Consider the following 18,486-nt stretch of genomic DNA (forward strand, 5'->3'; position numbering starts at 1 on the left):
TCAGCCTTAATTTATTGTCTCACCACTTTCAACCCCATCTTCATCCGGATTAATAAATACCAATTTACCATCTGCATTTTCCGTCATTAGGATCATTCCCTCACTATCCACGCCACGTAGGGCCCTAGGTGCCAGGTTTACCAAAACGGTTACTTTTTTACCTATGATATCCTCGGGTGAAAAGCTTTCCGAAATACCCGATACTATAGTTCTCACATCTAATCCCGTATCCACTTTTAACACCAAAAGTTTTTTGGCCTTAGGCATTTTTTCTGCTTCAATAATGGTACCTACCCGCATATCCAATTTGGAAAAATCGTCAAAGGTAATGGTGTCTTTTTGTGGGCTAACTTCTTTGTTCATAGTTTCATTTGCTTTTTTGGTAGCTTCCAATTTGTCCAATTGCGCCTGTATGGTTTCGTCCTCTACTTTGCTGAAGAGTAACTCGGCTTCGTTTATCTGATGTTCTGCAGGCAGTAATATTTCCTTTTCCGATATGTCTTTCCATTCAAGGGACCCCTCAGCTCCACTTTGGGAGATATTGAGGATTTTTTTAAGCTTAGCGGCAGTAAAAGGTAGGAATGGCTCGCTTAACACTGCCAGAGCCGACGCTATTTGAAGGGCAACGAACATAATCGTCTTTACCCTTTCCTCATCCTGTTTAATTACTTTCCATGGCTCCTCGTCGGCCAAGTATTTATTGCCAAGTCGTGCCAAATTCATTACTTCCTGTCCGGCTTCACGGAAACGGTATCTTTCTATAGAACTGGCAATGATCTCAGGATATTTTTTAAGTTCGGCCAGAGTTTCCGTATCTACTTGGCTATAGGTACCAGGGGAGGGAACAATTCCATTATAATATTTGTTGGTAAGCACTACAACACGGTTGATGAAGTTCCCATAAATGGCCACTAATTCATTGTTGTTCCTGGCCTGAAAGTCCTTCCAGGTAAAATCGTTGTCCTTGGTTTCCGGGGCATTGGCGGTCAGGGTATATCTAAGTACATCCTGCATATTGGGAAATTCTTCCAAATATTCATGCAGCCACACCGCCCAATTCTTGGAAGTGGACAATTTGTTGCCTTCGAGGTTTAAGAATTCGTTGGCCGGAACATTTTCCGGTAATATAAAATCGCCATGTGCCTTTAGCATACTGGGGAAAATAATACAGTGGAATACAATATTATCCTTGCCGATGAAATGTACCATTTTAGTGTCCTTGGCCTTCCAATAGGGTTCCCAATCCTTTCCTTCCCTTGCTGCCCATTCTTTGGTAGAGGAAATATATCCTATTGGTGCATCGAACCAAACATACAATACCTTGCCTTCACCGCCTTCTACAGGTACCGGGATTCCCCAATCAAGATCACGGGTTACCGCCCTTGGCTTTAGGCCGTCATCGATCCATGATTTGCATTGTCCATATACATTGGGCTTCCAGTCATTTTTATGACCTTCCAAAATCCAGGTCTTCAGGAAATCTTCGTAACGGTCCAAAGGTAAAAACCAGTGCTTGGTTTCTTTTAGGGAGGGTACTGCTCCGGAAATGGTCGATTTGGGATTGATAAGGTCTGTGGCATTTAAAGTGGAGCCACAATTTTCGCACTGATCCCCATAAGCTTCTTCATGGCCACATTTAGGACAAGTACCGATTACAAAACGATCGGCCAAAAATTGTTTTGCCTCTGCGTCATATAATTGTTCGGTAGTTTCCTCAATAAAATCTCCTTGTTCATAGAGTTTCACAAAGAAATCGGAGGCCGTTTTATGGTGAACTTCGGCGGATGTTCTTGAATAGTTGTTGAAGGTAATTCCAAAATCCTGAAAGGATTGCTTAATTATACCGTGATATTTATCGATTATGTTTTGGGGACTTACTCCTTCTTTTTTGGCTTTCATGGAAATGGCAACCCCGTGTTCGTCGCTTCCACAAACGAAGGCCACATCATTTCCATTTAATCTCAAGTATCTTGCATAGATATCCGCTGGCACATAAACTCCTGCCAAATGCCCTATATGTATAGGTCCGTTGGTATAAGGAAGGGCTGCGGTTATGGTATATCTTGCTGGCTTCTGAAGGTTCTGCGACATTATTTATGGATTAGGCTGCAAAAATAAAGATTTTTACTTGCAGCTGGCGTATTCCTTCAAAAAATAAGCCTTCGTTACCCTGAAAAGAATTCAGAATATACGAAGGCCTTCTCGCATAGTAAGTAGGGGGTGACTTTAAGCTACCATTATGGATTTACTAAGATTTTGATTTTGAACCTGTATTCTATAAATATATTTTCCTGACGCCAAATAAGTGGACAGGTTCTCTCTGATGTTTATTTCTGTAGACCCTTCCAACATTATTTCATTAAATACGGATCCCAAATATTGCCCCATAATGTTAAACAATTGTATGTTTACATGGGCGCTAAAAGGCATTTCGAGGTAAATGTGCGGTGTTGAATCTGTAGGGTAAAAAGGTTTGTGTACAATGGCGTTTATCAAATCCGGATTTGGATTTTCCTCAATAGGATCTGTTGGTGTTGGAGGAGTGGGTTCACCGTCACTATAAACTATATCCGGGAAATCTACTCCACTACAATTAAAGCCTAGGTTTACAGGGGTATACGTATATCCGTCCATGATATGTTGTTCCACAAGGGGAATATCTACACATAGCCATTCTGCCAGTACGGTGGCATAAAGGTTTCTAAAGTCCATTGTGTATTCCAGGTTACCTCTGCCATTTGGCTCGTCCAAAGAGGGGTGGTCACCCACAAAAGCACTTCCGTTTAATCCAGAACCAAAAAATAAGGTAGGGGCAGCCTTTCCATGGTCGGTTCCATTGGATCCGTTTTCGAAGATCCTTCTACCGAACTCGGAAAAAGTCATGCTCAATACCTTGTCGTCCTGCTGGGTAAAGGCGAGGTCATCATAGAAATTATCAACGGCAATGGACAGTTGCGTCATTAGGCGTTCATGTACCAAAGGTTGATTTCCGTGGGTATCAAAACCTCCCATGCTGATCATGTAGACCTTGGTGCCAAGGTTTCCTTTGATCAATCTGGCCAATAATGCCAATTGTCTGGCAAAACCATTATTTTGATACTCAACTTGGTTTGCGCCACGCATATAAGCTTCGTGTATAGTACCTGCGTATTCATTGGTTACGTTGGATACACCTCTAAGAAATTTAATCTGATCACTGTACATGCAACTATCAAAAAGCGAATCGTCTATAGAATATTGCAGTCCTGTTTCCGCAATTTGTTCCAACTGATCTATATTGTTGGTTACAAAGGCGTAATTGGTCTCTTCTCCTTCAAAAACCAAACTTCCATAGTTTCCGACTTGGATAGCGGCAGGGCCTTCTGGTCGGCTACCGGGAAAATCCGATAAATAATCCGGATATAGGTGTTCGAAATGTCTTCCCATCCAACCGGTATCCCTTCCACTGAAACCTGTAGTACTTAGGTCGGTATTGGCAAAAATATCCGAACCGGTAAAGTGGGATAGGCTTTGGCCTTCATAACCTACACCGTGTACCGCTTTAAATTGGCCTTCGCCCCACATGGGCTCCAAAGATTTCATATAGGTAGGTACCCCAAATTCATCTGTTAGTCTTAATATTTTACTTTCCGGCAGATAAATATTGGGACGTGCATTGGCATAGATGTCGTACTGCTCTATTGGAATAATAGTGCTAAGTCCGTCGTTTCCTCCTGACAAGCGAATTAAAATTAAAATATTATCGGTTTCCGCCATGGCTATAGCCGAGGTCAGAGGGGATGGGGCCGATGCTGTTAGATAGTTACTGCCCAGCATCATGGATCCGGAACCGGCAATACCTAAGGCTTGTAGAAAGGAACGTCGACTCCATGTCTTATGTTCCAAATCGTGACCATCATGGTCTTTGCCTTTATGGGGTGATTTATGATGAGTATCGCACATAATGGTCGGTTTTATTTAAGTTGAAATTCGGGTTGTCTGGTAAGGTGTCTTAAAAGTAGATGAACCTGTGAGGGAACCTCTTGGCTTACGCTTAAAATCCATAACGATTGTCCGCCAGGGATATAATCCGGGCCATAATAATCTTCAGGAACATCTTCTATTTTAAATGCCGACATGGCATTGTCAAAATCCTGTTGGGTAAACAATCCCTTGGGTGTAATTTTGTCTACAATAGCCCGTACAACAATTTCCGGGTTACTTGTATTGCTATTTCCTGGTCCAACGGCGTCCATGGCAAATGTCCTAAATTGCTCAGGACTGTCCTGGTAAAAACCATCTACAATAGTTTCCATGGTAAGCCAACGGCCAATCATAAAATTGGTATTGATCCAATCCCTGTTTCGTTGCCATCCTGCAACATCAAAAGGGTCAAATAGGTCTTGCCCCAGCATTCCACTATAATTTATGGCACTTCCAATAGTAGTGTCGTTATAGGCAAAGCCGGTTTCGTTTATCAGATTTAGATAAATATCGAACGGACTTTTAATGATTACACCTATGGCTTCATCGTCAAAAAAGTGTTGACTTTTAAAAAGTTGGCTTAAAACTGGTGCCATTTCAAAATTATTGCTGATAAATGTTGCCGTTAAGCCATCAATAATGGTCTTTGCATTGTTGGCTTCATCCGTGGCATCCGGGTGTACAAAAAATTCGTACAATTTTTTACAGATGAAATAGCCTATTTCGTTGGCTCTTTCTTCAAAAAGAATATCTATGACGTCATCATATCCCCAATTTCCAGTTCTTCCAAATATTGTTTTATTCTCTGTGTTAAATTTGGTAGGATCAAAAACTACTTGCTCACAGCCGAGTTCTCCCCTTTCAACATATCCGGAAATGGCCTTGGCCGTTTCAATGATATCCTGTTCGGTATATCCATTTCCTTCGCCTAAGGTGAATAGCTCATAAAGTTCACGGGCATAATTCTCATTGGGGTTGTTACCATTGTTGTAAACACCGTCCAAATAGTAGAGCATGGCACTGGTAAGGCCAATTTCGCTAACAAAGGTCTTAAAATTCCCAATAGCGTTGCGCTGTAGGCAGTTGATATAATGATAAAGGAATGAGTTGCAATTGTAAACGTCCAGTTCTGTTACAAAATGATTGCTCCAAAAAAAACTAAGCCGATCTCGGAGGTTATTATCAAGTAAGGAGTTGGTATAGGCCAACTTGAATTCTTCTTGTTGAGACCTTATCATTTGTCCACGTAGGTCATCGTCTTCAGGATAATTGCTATTGTTCCAGTCTGCCCAGAGTGGAGCAGCCAAGAGGGGCATATTTTGCGCTTCGGAAATAAGGGAATTAACCAAATTGCCGGCGGTTTGGCCAGTAGCTTGATTAATAGTTTGGACGGAGGCGCTAAAACCCAATCTTCTATATAGATGTTGAGCCCTTTGTCCATCCAACGGGGTGGTATAGGGGGCCAAACTAGAAGTATTACAGTTTATGAAAAATTCCATAATTTATTCCGCATTTGATAGGTTACAAGTAAGGGGTCATTGCATAACGCAGATTTTAATAAGAAATTATTGCTCTTAGAAAAAATTCGCTAGAATGCATAACAAATTACGTGGTTTATAGAAATTTGGACGACAGTATGTTAGGTTTTTCGATAAAATGCACGTTTTTTGGTAAATAGATTGGAAATGGTATGGCAAAGCATAACGAATTTGGGAAAAAGGGAGAGCAATTGGCGGTCGACTATTTAACTGAAAATGGTTATAGGGTAGTTCATAGAAATTATAGGTATTTGAAAGCAGAGATCGATATAATTGCGAGAAAAGGGGATATATTGGCCATTGTAGAAGTAAAATCGCGAAGTTCCGATTATATGCAACCAATTGCCGACACGGTTACGGAGAAGAAAATAAAACTCTTGGTCTTAGCGGCCGATCATTATATTATTAGCAAGGATCTTGATGTGGAGGCCAGGTTCGATATCATTACCATACATAAAAAAGGGTCAAAATTTAGCATAGAACATTTGGAAAATGCGTTTTATCACTTTTAATTATTTGTTTTATTTGTAACAATTTGTTATTTTTACCAAAAGTTTAAGGAAATGAAGACTATTTCATCGGTCGTGGAAGACTACATTAAAAAGAAACCATTTTTACAAAGTGCTTTAGCTCAGGGTATTATAAACTTAACGTCGCTTTCTAGAATAGTAAAACCGGAAATAGAAAGTGAATTGGGGAAGGATATTCGCAACGGTGCTATTGTAATGGCCTTAAAACGACTTTCCGATGATTTGGAGTTCCGTGCTACCCATAAAATTATTAAGGTTTTAAAAAATATAGGGGAAATCACGGTAAGGTCATCATTGACCGATTTTACCTTTTTGGTATCCGAATCCATTTTGGAAAATCAGACTGTTTTATTAAATGAGGTAAATAGGAATAAGGATGTTTTTTATACTTCGTCAAGAGGGGTAAACGAACTTAATATCGTTGTCAGCAATATATTGGACGAGGCAGTGGAAGAGTTGTTTAAGAACGAGAAGTGCACACAAAAGGCTGAAAATCTCTCCTCTATTACCGTTAAGTTGCCGGCGGAAAACGTTTCCGTACCTGGTATCTATTATTTTATTTTTCAACGCTTGGCATGGGAGGGTATCGTTCTATACGAAGTGATATCCACAACCAATGAATTTACCATCATCGTAAACGATGAGCAGGTAGATGTCGCCTTTAAGACTATTAAGGATCTTAAAACATTGTAATGCACTAATGTAGCAATTGGTTAATGGAACAATGTTTCAATGTGTAAACGTGATAATAGGAAAACGCATTGTCTCCAATTGCAGAGTGTTAATTATTCCCTTTTAAGAATTTCACAACTTCTTGGTAATCATCCGGCCTGGCAACAATGCGCTTTTCATTGTCCAAAATATAATAGGTAGGGGTTTGATGGATATCGTAAATATCCGCATACGGACTTTCCCATTTTCCTAAAGCTATACCGTGTATAAATCCTGATAGCTTTGCGGATTCCTTTTTCCAAGTTACATCATCGTCTTCCAGGCCAATGGCCAGGACCTTGGTGTTGGAAATATCCTTTAAGGCTTTATGAAATTCAGGAAGTTGCCGTAGACAGTGCGAACAGGTGCTGCTCCAAAATACAATTACATAATTCTTTGCCTCCGTTAGGCCACTAAGTTTTTTGGTGCTACTGCCTTCATTCCAAGTAATTTCCGGGGCTACGGCTCCCAAACGAAGTCTATTTTGGGTTTCGATCTTTTTTAAGAGTTCGGATTTATTTGTTTCGGTTGCCAGGGATTTTAGATAATTATCGTAAATAAAATCGGCCACTATATTTAAATTATCGTTGGATGCCTTTGTCCATAGGCTATTGAATAACTGCACCTTATTGATGGCGCTTACATTTTCCAATACTTGTGCCAATTCCTTAACATTTTCTATAATAACAGGCTCTTTTTCCTTAGAGGGAATTTGAAGTTGGGGCAGGGCCGTAAATGCGTAATTTACTACTTTGTCCGTTAAAAAGTCGGATCCCAGTAGTACGTGATCGTTAAAGTCCAAGGCGTCAAAATAATGTTCTCTTTTATGCCTTACATAGGTTTCAACATCCTCATAGCCCGAAGAAATATAGGGCCTGTTTGCCGAAATGAAATGTCCGCTGAGCATCTCTTGTGATTGGGTTTCGAATGATTTTTGCACCGCGGCCAACTTCTTGTTGAGGTTTAAAAGCAGGTTGCGATCCTTCTTTTTTTCCGAATAAAATTGAGCAATTTGTTTCTCCAGTTTATGTATTTCATTAAAATACCTGGCATATAAGAGGTTTTCAGTGGAGGATATAAAAGATAGGCCTTTTTGGGAATCGAAGGAGAGAACAATATCCTCCTTTCCATTATAGATAAAATCAAAATAAAATTCCTCCTGAGGTACGGCATATACCAGTCTATACATGCCCGTCTGTGCATTGGCCGGAAAATTTAACGAGAAAGCCCCGTTCTTAACAGCCGTGTCGGCAATGTAATTCTGATGGTCAGGATTCAATTTATAGGCAATCAGCCATTTGTAATCGTCGGCCGGTGATAAATTTCCTGAAATGGTATGTTGGGCTTGCAAAATAAAAGTGAAGCACAGGGTAAAAAGTAATAGGGTATTTTTTAATAGCATCAACTGTAGTTTTTTTATGTAACCGTTATTCCCTGTTTTGGGATAAGGGAATCGAAAGGTTGAATGGATTTATAGGCTTTATCTATAGAATTTATATGCTCAAATACCAACAGCAGTCGCAGTCCGTTTCGGGTCTGCTTTTCTTTCAATTTCGCAAGCTTGGCATGGGTTTGTACAAATTGTAATACGGCGGTAAAGGCACTACTTTGGTAAAAATCCGATTGTTGGTCTGCTATAAAATAACCGATCATTTTACCCTTCTTCATCACTATTTTTTCCAGGCCAATACTATTGGCTATCCATTTAATACGGACCGAGTTTAATAAATCCTCTGCCTGGGTAGGGAGCTCCCCAAATCTGTCGACCAATTCCGTCTCAAATTTTTGTAATCCTTCCTCATCGGAAACCTGGTTCAATTCGGTATAGAGGTTTAAGCGTTCGGTAATATTATTGATATAATCGTCAGGGAACAGCAATTCAAAATCGGAATCTATTTGGGTCTCCTTGACAAATATTTTTTGTTTACCCCCAACTTCTTCGTATAGCTCCTTAAATTCGTTTTCTTTAAGTTCGTCTATGGCCTCGGCCAATATCTTCTGATAGGCATCAAAGCCAATTTCATTGATAAACCCACTCTGTTCTCCTCCCAATAAGTCCCCGGCACCCCTAATTTCCAAATCTTTCATGGCAATATTGAAACCGCTGCCCAGATCCGTAAATTGTTCCAAGGCCTGAATTCTTTTTCTGGCATCGTTGGTCATAACATCATAGGGTGGGGTAATAAAGTAACAGAAAGCTTTTTTATTACTTCGGCCTACACGCCCCCTCATTTGATGCAGGTCGCTTAGGCCAAAATTATTGGCATTGTTAATAAAAATGGTGTTGGCATTGGTAACGTCCAGACCGCTTTCTACAATGGTGGTAGAAATAAGAACATCGAACTCACCATTCATAAACGCCAACATAAGGGTTTCCAATTTCTTACCGTCCATTTGCCCGTGGCCAATACCAATTTTGGCATCCGGCACCAGTCTTTGGATCATTCCGGCGACTTCTTTAATATTTTCAATTCTATTATGGATAAAGAAGACCTGTCCACCCCGTTGGATTTCGTAGGTTATGGCATCGCGAATGGTCTCTTCGCTAAAACGGATTACCTCGCTTTCTATGGGGTATCTATTGGGCGGTGCGGTATTGATGACCGATAAATCCCTTGCAGCCATTAAACTAAATTGAAGGGTTCTTGGGATGGGTGTAGCGGTAAGCGTTAGGACATCTACATTTTCCTTAATGGATTTTAATTTGTCTTTAACCGACACGCCAAATTTTTGTTCCTCATCCACGACCAACAATCCTAAATTCTTAAACTTCACGTTCTTGTTTACCAACTGATGGGTACCAATAATGATATCTACCTTGCCGCTTGCAAGATTTTCCAAGGTCTCTTTTTTCTCTTTGGCAGTCCTAAAACGATTTACGTAATCTACGGTAACCGGCATATCTTTCAAACGCTCCGTAAAAGTCCTGTGGTGCTGAAAGGCCAAAATAGTTGTAGGGACCAAAACGGCAACTTGTTTTCCATTATCCACGGCCTTAAAGGCAGCTCTAATGGCCACTTCCGTTTTGCCAAAACCTACATCCCCACAAACGAGTCGGTCCATGGGTCTTTCGCTTTCCATGTCTTTCTTGATGTCCTCGGTAGACTTGCTTTGGTCCGGGGTATCCTCGTAAATAAAGGACGCTTCCAATTCGTGTTGTAAGTAGCTGTCCGGGCCATATTGAAACCCTTTTTCCAATCTTCGCTTGGCATAAAGTTGGATAAGGTCGAAGGCAATTTTTTTAACGCGCGATTTTGCCTTGTCCTTGATTTTTTTCCAAGCTCCAGAACCTAGTTTATATATTTTTGGGGGTGCCCCGTCCTTCCCATTAAATTTGGAAATTTTGTGCAATGAATGTATGCTTACATAAAGAATGTCCCTTTCCCCATACATTAGCTTTATAGCTTCCTGTTTCTTTCCTTCAACATCTATCTTTTGAAGTCCGCCGAATTTTCCAATTCCGTGGTCTATATGGGTAACATAGTCCCCAATTTCCAATTTGTTCAGATCTTTTAAGGTAATGGCCTGCTTTTTAGCGTAGCCATTTTTTAAATGGAATTTTAGATAGCGCTCAAAGATCTGATGGTCCGTGTAACAGGCAATCTTTAAATCATTGTCCAAAAAGCCCTGATATAATGGAAGTACAACGGTTTTATAATGGACTTCCTTTCCCACTTCATCAAAAATATCGTGAAACCTTTTGGCCTGTTGGTCGGTTGCGCAAAAGAGATAATTGGTAAACCCGTTTTTGTAATTATCGTTTAGGTTTTCAATTAACAAATCGAACTTTTTGTTAAATGAAGGTTGAGGCTTTGTGTTGAATACGATGGTTTCCGGATCACTGGAAGCTTTGGTGTTTCCATCGATCTCTACGAGGCCAAAATCGGCCAGTTGATGTTTTAATAAATGGGAATTGGTAAACAATTCCTGAGGTTTCGCATGCTTTATTTCTTTGGACAGTTTGGTAAATGCCTCTTCTGCTTTTTCAAAAAATGAATCCAACCTAGCGTATAGCAAACTCAGGTTCTTGCTAAAGATAAGGGTGTTTGGGGATATGTACTTTAGAAAGCTCTCCCGGTTTTCGTCCAGGAACTTGTTTTCCACATTGGGAATGATGGTGATCTTTTTAACCTTTTGTGTAGACAACTGGGTTTCCACATCAAAGGTTCTAATACTGTCTACCTCGTCTCCAAAAAATTCAATTCTATAAGGTTCATCATGGGAAAAGGAAAATACGTCCATGATACCACCACGAACCGAAAATTCTCCTGGTTCGGTGACAAAATCGACCCTTTTAAATTTGTATTCGAACAAAACCTCATTTAAAAAGTCTAGGGAAAGGGTATCCTCCAGTTTAATTTTTAGGGTATTTTTCTCCAGTTCCTTTCTGGTCACCACTTTTTCAAAAAGCGCATCGGCATAGGTCACGATGATCGCCGGTTTTTTTCTGGAGTTGATACGGTTAAGTACTTCTGCACGCAAAAGCACATTGGCATTGTCCGTTTCCTCAATCTGGTAGGGCCTTCTATAACTACCTGGATAAAATAACACATCATTATCCCCTAGCAGCTGCTCCAGATCGTTTAAATAGTAGGCGGCTTCCTCCTTGTCGTTTAAAATAAACAAAAATGGAGCCTCGGATTTGAGAAATATTTCTGCAATTACGAAGGACAGGGCAGACCCTGTTAATCCTTTGATATTCGTTTTTGGTTTTGAGGTCGCAGAGGCGTTATCTTGGAAATCGGCAATAGTAGCCCTCAGTTTTCCCAGTTGGGGAGACTGTGCGAACAGTTGTAACATTGAAGATTTTGTCAACCGTAAATTTTATTGCAAATATAAAGCTTGGATAACCTATACACAAAGGATAGATAAATTTAATCATCAGATTATTTATGATAGACCATATGTAAAAGCATATTGATGAATAGTAAAGGTTGTTGTCTCCTAAAAATATACGGGCATATATTATTCTTGCACCCGACGAGATCGGTTGTGATTAAAAAAAATCTATTTAATCTAATTCACCAATTCTATAATTTTAGAAACCGTTTCCTTATTGTTTACTCCCAAGCCTTCTTGTTGATAGGCCAATTCCCCTTCTTGGTCAAAAACGCTTATGATGTTGGAATGTGAAAAATCCATAGGGGATATTTTTTTGTAGTTTACCGCCAGTACTGCCGAAAATTCACGGGTGTCCCCTTCGGAACCTCTTAGAAATACCCATTTTTCCGAATCCATTTGGTTTTCCTTTGCAAATTCTTTTAAACGTTGTGGCGTATCTGTTTCAGGGTCTATACTAACAAAGACAAGGGTGACCTTATCTTTCTTATCGGCTGGGATTTGCTCTTCTATACCTCGCATATCAGCGACCAATCTAGGGCAAGCGGTTTGACAGGAAGTATAGATCATGACCATAACCAATACATCTCCTTTCAGCGCCTTCAACTGTATTTCCTCATTGTTCTGATTGGTCCATTTGGACGGAAGATTATAAATGGATAGCTCAGAAATTTCACCCTCCTTTTTGGTGTTCATGGCCAGAAGCTGCAGGTCCATTTTACAAACGCCACATTTACCAGGTTGGTCATAGGTCTTGTCACCCTCGCAATGCATGGGGCATTGGTATTTTTCTGTTATTGTTTTGGTTGAATTTTTGGTATTGCAACCTATAAGATTGATTAGCAAAAAGCATAACAATCCGGCATTGAGAATTTTTTTCATTTCCTTAATAAGTTAGGTTTTTATTGTTGGGTCCTTTCGTCTGCACACATCGGAACCCTAAATTTCGTATGGCATAATTAGCTTTTAAACTGCCTCTAAAGGCATAGCGCATAAAGGCGGCATAGTTCATTAAATCCGATGCTCCTACCGCAGCACTTCCACAAAAAAGATTACTGTCCTTGTCCACATCCTTTCTGGATTCACCGGAAATTAGAACGGAATTAAAGTCCATTGTCCATTCCCATACAAGGCCGTGAAGGTCATAAATTCCCCAATAATTTTTGAAAGTGGAGCCTATGGAATTGTTAAATGTTTTTGGAGCTTCGTACCAATCCAGAATAAGCTGATTGTAGGATTCTTTTTTGCGGGCGTCCGGACTATTTTGATCGGCCATTGCCGCGTATTCCCATTCATCTACGGTTGGCAATCTTTTACCTTGGCATTCGCAATATTTCTTGGCGGCAAACCAAGAAACGTTGGTAACCGCTGCATCGCCGGCCAACTGGTTGCCATAGGAATCATCACCCTCCCAATTCACCAAGTAATTACCGTCTGCAAATAGTCGCTTGATCTTACTTTTTTTCCATTCAGGATATTCCTGTACAAACTTTAAATACTCCTTGTTGGTTACGGGGTATACGTCCATTGTAAACGCATCTACGGTGACAGCTGTTGAATCTACTCCGTAAAGTGGAATATAAGTCCCTCCTTTTACGGTAACCATATTCTCTGATTGGGCGGAAACAATATTTACTGCTATGATTGCAATCAGTGTAAAGGCTACTTTAAAAAAGGGACTTATGTTCATTTTATTGTTATGGAATTATGTTATTTATTTCTTACACTTTTAACCATGGCCGGAGTTACGTCCTTTTTGGAATTGCCCCAACTATTGTACACATAAGTCAGTACGTTGGCCACTTCTTCATCTGACAAGGTCTGCGCGGTCATAACACTGTTATATTTTTGTCCGTTCACTGTTATTTCACCCGTTTTTCCGTGCAATACTATATCTATAGCGCGATTAACATCGGCATTTAGGTAGTCCGATTTTGCCAACGGAGGAAATGCATTTGCAATACCCTGGCCTTCTGCTTGGTGGCAGGCAAAACAGGTCTGCATATAGGTTGCTTTTCCAAATTCCATCTTTTCCTCCATTGATTTGGCAGGAATTTCAGATTCTACTACGCCATTGGTTGAAGGCATTTTTTGTATACCACTTCCTTCGGGCAAGTAGATTCCATCTTCCAGTTCTCCAGAATAGATAGTCTTATTTTTTTCGCCCTGTACTTTCAACATTCCCAATGCTCCTTTATTAAAAGCTCTGAAAATGGAATGGTCTACTAGGATAAACGTTCCGGGAACATCTACCTTAAATTCTACTATGGCGGCCCCACCGGCTGGGATTAAGGTAGTTTGCACATTTTCATTGATCATATCCCCGCCTTCTACATGTACCTTGTCGAATATTTCACCAATAACATGAAAGGAAGATACCAGGTTTGGTCCACCGTTCCCAACGAACAATCGCACAGTTTCGCCTACGTTTGCGGTAATGGCATTATCCCCGGTCAAGGCTCCCATCTTACCATTGAAAACTACATAATCTGCCTTTTCATCAACTGCTTTTTGCATATCAAAAGGTTGTAAACCTCTTTCTCCATTGGCACCTTTGGTGTAAAAATCGCCCTGCATAATGTAATATTCCTTATCTACCAAGGGCAAGCCTCCTTCTGGTTCTACCAATATTAATCCGTACATACCGTTGGCTATATGCATACCTACGGGAGCGGTGGCACAGTGGTACACATAAAGTCCAGGATTAAGGGTTTTAAACGAAAAAACCTTTTCGTGACCTGGTGCTACAAAAGAAGACTCTGCACCTCCTCCTGGACCGGTAACTGCATGTAAGTCGATATTGTGGGGCAATTTATTTTCAGGGTGATTTTTTAGGTGAAATTCAACTTCATCGCCAACCCTTGTTCTTATAAAACTGCCTGGTACGGTACCTCCAAAAGTCCAATATACATATCGCACTCCGTTGGTCATTTCTCCCTCCTGCTCCAGGATCTCCATGTCTACCTTAAGTAATTTGGCCTTTCTTTTACCAACAGGAGTGGGTACGTTGGGAGGGGATGTTAATTCGGCAATCATTTCACGATTTGCAGGAATATCAGCTGTGCTTTCATAAACTATCTTTTCCTTTTTTGCACATGAGAGGATAAGACTGCCCATTCCTACAGCCATAATTAGGGAGAGGAATATTTTTTTTGTCAATTTTGAATTCATAATAATTTGTTTAGGTTGCTTGTTGAAAAAATAAAGGATGTTTTGGTCTTTTATTCAGGCAAAAATAGTTTTGGCAATGCTACAAAAACATGACACTTGTCATATTTTCTATTTATGTCTAAAAAAAATTAATTTTGCGTTGCCACTCTATTCTTGGGTTAGGTTTTTCTTAGGATTAATCCTTATTTGAAAATAAAATAGGGTTTATAGTCAACATTATCCAACCCCAATTATTAATATTCCCATCGAAGTTTCCTTTTATAGTTTCCATGCCTTGAGAGGCAAAAAGATGCGAATAACCGCCACTGATGCCAATTTCTTTTTGAAGTTTATAGGCGTAAACGATATCTAGTTCAGTCCCCAATTGTTTTTCGCTGTTTGGACCTATTTCTGCTGCGGCTGAAAAGTTGTGAAGAGCAATATTTACATTGGATTTTTCATTTAACGCCACCTTGGCATTGGCATAAATATCCAAAAGCCCTACGCTGTTAGTGTGGTTGCCAACATAGAAATAATCCATAAGTCCGTTAAACTTATGATTGGTTCCATAAAGGGGGGTAAAAGCTTTATTTTCCTGGTTGGAAGGTGATCCATTGTCATTACCGCTGATGAGTTCTACCCCAAGTCCCAGAGTGGATTTAGCAGCAATTTTATAGTTTCCCTCTAAGGATATTAGATATGCATTTAGGTCATTATTGGCAATATCCTTTCCAAATTGGTAATAAAGGTTTGATGTCAATTTCAAATTATTCGCCTTATAATTTAAATGGGTTCCAAGGGTTTGGCTATACCTGGTTTGGTTGTTATTGGAATTGATATCATCAATAAATTGCAAACCATTGTTTAAGAAAAGAAAGCTTGCGGAGAATTTGTTCCATTCGTTATGTGCCCATAGATATTGAATGCTTTTATAAGTTCCTGGGGTGGTCAAAGTATTTCCGGTTAAGTTTTCATCACTTTGGTTAAATGCGAATCCCAGATCAATTTTTAAGCCGGCATTGTTGTATTCCACGCGGGCGGCATCGTGACTTCTGGCTTGCTGGGCCCAACCTACATCTCCAAAAATTCGGTGGTCGTCATAAATAATTTCTTGTCGTCCCACTTTTAGGAAAAAAGTTGGATCTAGCTTAATTTTCCCCCAAGCCTGATGTATTCCGACCCCATTTTTATCCGAGCTGTTAAGTTGAGGAACATCTCCCCAGATCCGGACGTCCTGTAGACTTAGGTAGAAGGACAGTCTGTCAATTTCATAATTGGTATTCAGTCTGGTCCGTTGAGAAACAAAGACCGCAGGGTCTTCATTATTAGGGAATAAGGTTTTAAAACCATGTCTATATTCGAACCTAGGTCGTAATTCGGCATCTATTGCCAACTGCGCCTTTACTTGCGTGGATAAAAGGATAAAAAAAAGAACTTTAAAGGGTTTCTTCAGTTTCATGACTAATTTGGTTGATTTTTCGCAGGCAAAATTCAGGAGGTTATCTTTAGTGGAATATGATATTTGTCATATAGAATAAGTTGAAATACTTACTTCACTTTTTGAAACTCGCCCTTGCACATTTTGGTTCATTACTGGGGGTACATATATTTATGATCTTGCAATTCTATATTTACTTGCGCCCAATTTTAAATTCCTTAAAATACGACCTATTTATTTCGGAAAAGTTCACGATATTGAAGCCTGCAAATAAGGATTGAGTGAAATACTCACAATAAAATGATGATTTATAGAAATGAATTCCACCCAAATATCATTAGGGAGGAACCAAAGTTTTTAGATTCTTTAGAAAACCAAAAAATGGGTTAAGTGCTGTGGCTGTCGCTAACAGCTCAGACCCATTTAAGCATGAATACAATAAGCGATGAAAAACGATGACAAGAAAAAGCTGTGTAGCAGCAATTGGTTCGGTCGCACAGGTAATGACGGTTTTATTTATAGGGCCTGGATGAAGAACCAAGGAATTTCCATTAATATTATTGATTGATCATGGATTTTAAGGGTAAAGTAGCCATTGTTACAGGAGCGGGACAGGGAATAGGCTTGGAGATTTGCAAGCAATTGGTGGCCAATGGGGCCAATGTTCTTCTGAACGATTTGGATGCCACTTTAACGAAGGAAGCAGTGGCGGAAGTGGATGGTAATAAAGGAAATTGTATTGGTCTTGCTGGAGATTCCAGTGATATGCAGGTAATACAACAAATGGTAGAAACTGCAGTTACGGAATTCGGGAAACTGGATGTGGTGGTCGCCAATGCCGGGATTACCCTTTTTGGGGAATTCCTTACCTATACTCCAGAATCTTTCTTTGAGGTTATGAAAGTAAATTTGGGCGGTAGTTTTTTTCTGGCCCAAGCCGCAGCCAATCTAATGAAAAAGCAAGGTTCCGGGGGGTCTATTCTTTTTATGTCTTCGGTAACAGGGCATCAGGCACATGAAAATTTAGCGGCCTATGGTATGAGTAAGGCCGCATTGGAAATGTTGGCCAAGAACTTGGTCATAGAGCTATCACCCTATAAAATAAACGTCAATACCGTGGCACCAGGTGCCACCCTGACCGAGAGGACCTTGAAGGATAAAGACTATTTTGGGACTTGGGAGAACATTACGCCCCTGGGCAGACCTGCATCTGTCAATGATATAGCCCAAGCTGTTTTGTTTTTGGTCTCGGATAATGCCAAACATATCACGGGACAAAGTTTGGTAATCGATGGTGGTTGGACATCGGTGAGTCCGTCTCCTTATAAAAATTAATAGGCGCCTTGAATATTCTAATGCTTATAATTATTAATAAATAAATAGATTCTAAAAAATATGGGTCCAGAAGTAGTTAGTGGAATTATATGCGAATTGGGGGAAGGTCCGCTCTGGGATAACTCCAAAAAACAGATATGTTGGGTAGATATTTTAAATGGAAATATCCATGGATGGTCTCCAAAATCCAATGCTTCGAACACCATTTCGGTAGGCCAAATGATCGGCGCTATGGCTATTTCTGACAATGGGAATTACATTGCTGCCTTAAAGGACGGATTTGGGTTCGTAAACCGCAAAAATGGGAAAGTCGATATGATAACGAATCCAGAGAAAGATTTGCCGGAAAACAGGTTTAATGATGGGAAATGTGATCCAGTAGGTCGGTTTTGGGCAGGGACCATGCCCATTGCAGAAGATAAATCCTCTGGCAGCCTTTATGTGCTTGATGCTTCATTAAATGTTAGGAAAAAGGAATCCAATATTAGTGTTTCAAATGGCCTGGCCTGGAGTCCGGATCACAAAACAATGTACTTCATAGATTCACCGACCCGCAAAGTAGTGGGCTACGATTACGATAAGGAAAGTGGCGAATTGGCCAACAAAAGAACGGTCATTAACATTGCCGAAGAAGATGGCTTTCCAGATGGCATGACCATAGACCATGAGGGGATGTTATGGGTAGCGCATTGGGGAGGGTGGCAGGTAGCCCGCTACGACCCTGGAACGGGAAAAAAATTATTGTCCATTACTATGCCGGTTTCCCAAGTTACCTCCTGTGCCTTTGGGGGTGAAACCATGGAGGATTTATATATAACTTCAGCTAGGAAGGGGCTTAGTGAAGTGGAACTGGAGAAACAACCCTTGGCAGGGTCGCTATTTGTAGTTAGGAATTGTGGTCATAAGGGATTCCCGGCCTATCAGTTTAAGAGTATAGCCTAAAATAAGTTCCAGCCATTTCTATCTAAAAAAATTGCCAATA

General features: G+C 40.2%; 14 protein-coding genes. 5 read left to right on the forward strand and 9 right to left on the reverse strand.

The window, feature by feature from the left end:
• Positions 1-6 precede the first annotated feature (6 nt).
• The 3 genes from metG to MWU82_RS01800 all read right to left on the reverse strand — a co-directional run bounded on the left by metG (position 7) and on the right by MWU82_RS01800 (position 5,462).
• Positions 7-2,091 (reverse strand): methionine--tRNA ligase, encoded by a 2,085-nt coding sequence (metG, locus tag MWU82_RS01790; protein WP_247095009.1) that lies wholly within the window; start codon positions 2,089-2,091, stop codon positions 7-9.
• Positions 2,092-2,226: 135 nt separating this feature from the next.
• A complete protein-coding gene (locus tag MWU82_RS01795) occupies positions 2,227-3,942 on the reverse strand; it encodes a DUF1501 domain-containing protein (RefSeq protein WP_215947864.1) in 1,716 nt (571 codons plus the stop codon).
• 11 nt (positions 3,943-3,953) lie between these two features.
• Positions 3,954-5,462, reverse strand: coding sequence for a DUF1800 domain-containing protein (locus MWU82_RS01800; RefSeq protein ID WP_215947865.1), 1,509 nt, complete (start codon positions 5,460-5,462; stop codon positions 3,954-3,956).
• Positions 5,463-5,653: 191 nt separating this feature from the next.
• Here MWU82_RS01800 and MWU82_RS01805 point away from each other — a divergent pair, with 191 nt between their 5' ends.
• Together MWU82_RS01805 and MWU82_RS01810 are read left to right on the forward strand one after the other, a co-directional pair.
• On the forward strand, positions 5,654-6,013 hold the full coding sequence (locus MWU82_RS01805; RefSeq protein WP_247095010.1) for a YraN family protein: 360 nt from the start codon (positions 5,654-5,656) through the stop codon (positions 6,011-6,013).
• Between the two features lie 51 nt (positions 6,014-6,064).
• Complete coding sequence (locus MWU82_RS01810) at positions 6,065-6,724, forward strand: aspartate kinase (protein ID WP_031442049.1); 660 nt, start codon at positions 6,065-6,067, stop codon at positions 6,722-6,724.
• An 88-nt stretch (positions 6,725-6,812) separates the two neighbouring features.
• Here MWU82_RS01810 and MWU82_RS01815 read toward each other — a convergent pair whose 3' ends face one another.
• The 6 genes from MWU82_RS01815 to MWU82_RS01840 all read right to left on the reverse strand — a co-directional run bounded on the left by MWU82_RS01815 (position 6,813) and on the right by MWU82_RS01840 (position 16,190).
• Positions 6,813-8,144 carry a redoxin domain-containing protein gene (locus tag MWU82_RS01815; RefSeq protein ID WP_247095011.1) on the reverse strand — a complete coding sequence of 444 codons (1,332 nt, stop codon included), beginning with the start codon at positions 8,142-8,144 and terminating at the stop codon, positions 6,813-6,815.
• Positions 8,145-8,158: 14 nt separating this feature from the next.
• Complete coding sequence (mfd, locus tag MWU82_RS01820) at positions 8,159-11,557, reverse strand: transcription-repair coupling factor (protein ID WP_247095012.1); 3,399 nt, start codon at positions 11,555-11,557, stop codon at positions 8,159-8,161.
• A gap of 201 nt (positions 11,558-11,758) precedes the next feature.
• The gene (locus MWU82_RS01825; RefSeq protein WP_247095029.1) at positions 11,759-12,472 is read right to left on the reverse strand and encodes an SCO family protein; all 714 of its coding nucleotides are present in this window, start codon (positions 12,470-12,472) and stop codon (positions 11,759-11,761) included.
• On the reverse strand, positions 12,468-13,187 hold the full coding sequence (locus MWU82_RS01830; RefSeq protein ID WP_215947984.1) for a formylglycine-generating enzyme family protein: 720 nt from the start codon (positions 13,185-13,187) through the stop codon (positions 12,468-12,470). Before MWU82_RS01830 ends, MWU82_RS01825 begins: the two co-directional genes overlap by 5 nt.
• A gap of 104 nt (positions 13,188-13,291) precedes the next feature.
• Complete coding sequence (gene nirK, locus MWU82_RS01835; RefSeq protein ID WP_247095030.1) at positions 13,292-14,698, reverse strand: copper-containing nitrite reductase; 1,407 nt, start codon at positions 14,696-14,698, stop codon at positions 13,292-13,294.
• 229 nt (positions 14,699-14,927) lie between these two features.
• Positions 14,928-16,190, reverse strand: coding sequence for an alginate export family protein (locus MWU82_RS01840; protein ID WP_247095013.1), 1,263 nt, complete (start codon positions 16,188-16,190; stop codon positions 14,928-14,930).
• Positions 16,191-16,614: 424 nt separating this feature from the next.
• Between MWU82_RS01840 and MWU82_RS24230 the strand changes: the two genes are divergently transcribed.
• From MWU82_RS24230 to MWU82_RS01850, 3 genes are read left to right on the forward strand one after another with little or no spacing between them, the layout of a single operon-like run.
• On the forward strand, positions 16,615-16,737 hold the full coding sequence (locus tag MWU82_RS24230; protein WP_281502388.1) for a hypothetical protein: 123 nt from the start codon (positions 16,615-16,617) through the stop codon (positions 16,735-16,737).
• A gap of 2 nt (positions 16,738-16,739) precedes the next feature.
• Positions 16,740-17,504, forward strand: coding sequence for an SDR family oxidoreductase (locus MWU82_RS01845; RefSeq protein ID WP_247095014.1), 765 nt, complete (start codon positions 16,740-16,742; stop codon positions 17,502-17,504).
• A gap of 60 nt (positions 17,505-17,564) precedes the next feature.
• Positions 17,565-18,446: an SMP-30/gluconolactonase/LRE family protein gene (locus MWU82_RS01850; protein ID WP_247095015.1), complete on the forward strand. Its 882-nt coding sequence runs from the start codon at positions 17,565-17,567 to the stop codon at positions 18,444-18,446.
• Positions 18,447-18,486: the final 40 nt, after the last annotated feature.

This window comes from Arenibacter sp. S6351L, from assembly GCF_023016025.1.
GTDB lineage: Bacteria > Bacteroidota > Bacteroidia > Flavobacteriales > Flavobacteriaceae > Arenibacter > Arenibacter algicola_B.

What these genes read in the sequence shown, in the direction of transcription:
- metG (WP_247095009.1), bottom strand. Translation starts at nt 2,091, where the DNA reads ATGTCGCAGAACCTTCAGAAGCCAGCAAGATATACCATAACCGCAGCC.
- MWU82_RS01795 (WP_215947864.1), bottom strand. Translation starts at nt 3,942, where the DNA reads ATGTGCGATACTCATCATAAATCACCCCATAAAGGCAAAGACCATGAT.
- MWU82_RS01800 (WP_215947865.1), bottom strand. Translation starts at nt 5,462, where the DNA reads ATGGAATTTTTCATAAACTGTAATACTTCTAGTTTGGCCCCCTATACC.
- MWU82_RS01805 (WP_247095010.1), top strand. Translation starts at nt 5,654, where the DNA reads ATGGCAAAGCATAACGAATTTGGGAAAAAGGGAGAGCAATTGGCGGTC.
- MWU82_RS01810 (WP_031442049.1), top strand. Translation starts at nt 6,065, where the DNA reads ATGAAGACTATTTCATCGGTCGTGGAAGACTACATTAAAAAGAAACCA.
- MWU82_RS01815 (WP_247095011.1), bottom strand. Translation starts at nt 8,144, where the DNA reads ATGCTATTAAAAAATACCCTATTACTTTTTACCCTGTGCTTCACTTTT.
- MWU82_RS01830 (WP_215947984.1), bottom strand. Translation starts at nt 13,187, where the DNA reads ATGGTTACCGTAAAAGGAGGGACTTATATTCCACTTTACGGAGTAGAT.
- nirK (WP_247095030.1), bottom strand. Translation starts at nt 14,698, where the DNA reads ATGGGCAGTCTTATCCTCTCATGTGCAAAAAAGGAAAAGATAGTTTAT.
- MWU82_RS01840 (WP_247095013.1), bottom strand. Translation starts at nt 16,190, where the DNA reads ATGAAACTGAAGAAACCCTTTAAAGTTCTTTTTTTTATCCTTTTATCC.
- MWU82_RS24230 (WP_281502388.1), top strand. Translation starts at nt 16,615, where the DNA reads ATGAAAAACGATGACAAGAAAAAGCTGTGTAGCAGCAATTGGTTCGGT.
- MWU82_RS01845 (WP_247095014.1), top strand. Translation starts at nt 16,740, where the DNA reads ATGGATTTTAAGGGTAAAGTAGCCATTGTTACAGGAGCGGGACAGGGA.
- MWU82_RS01850 (WP_247095015.1), top strand. Translation starts at nt 17,565, where the DNA reads ATGGGTCCAGAAGTAGTTAGTGGAATTATATGCGAATTGGGGGAAGGT.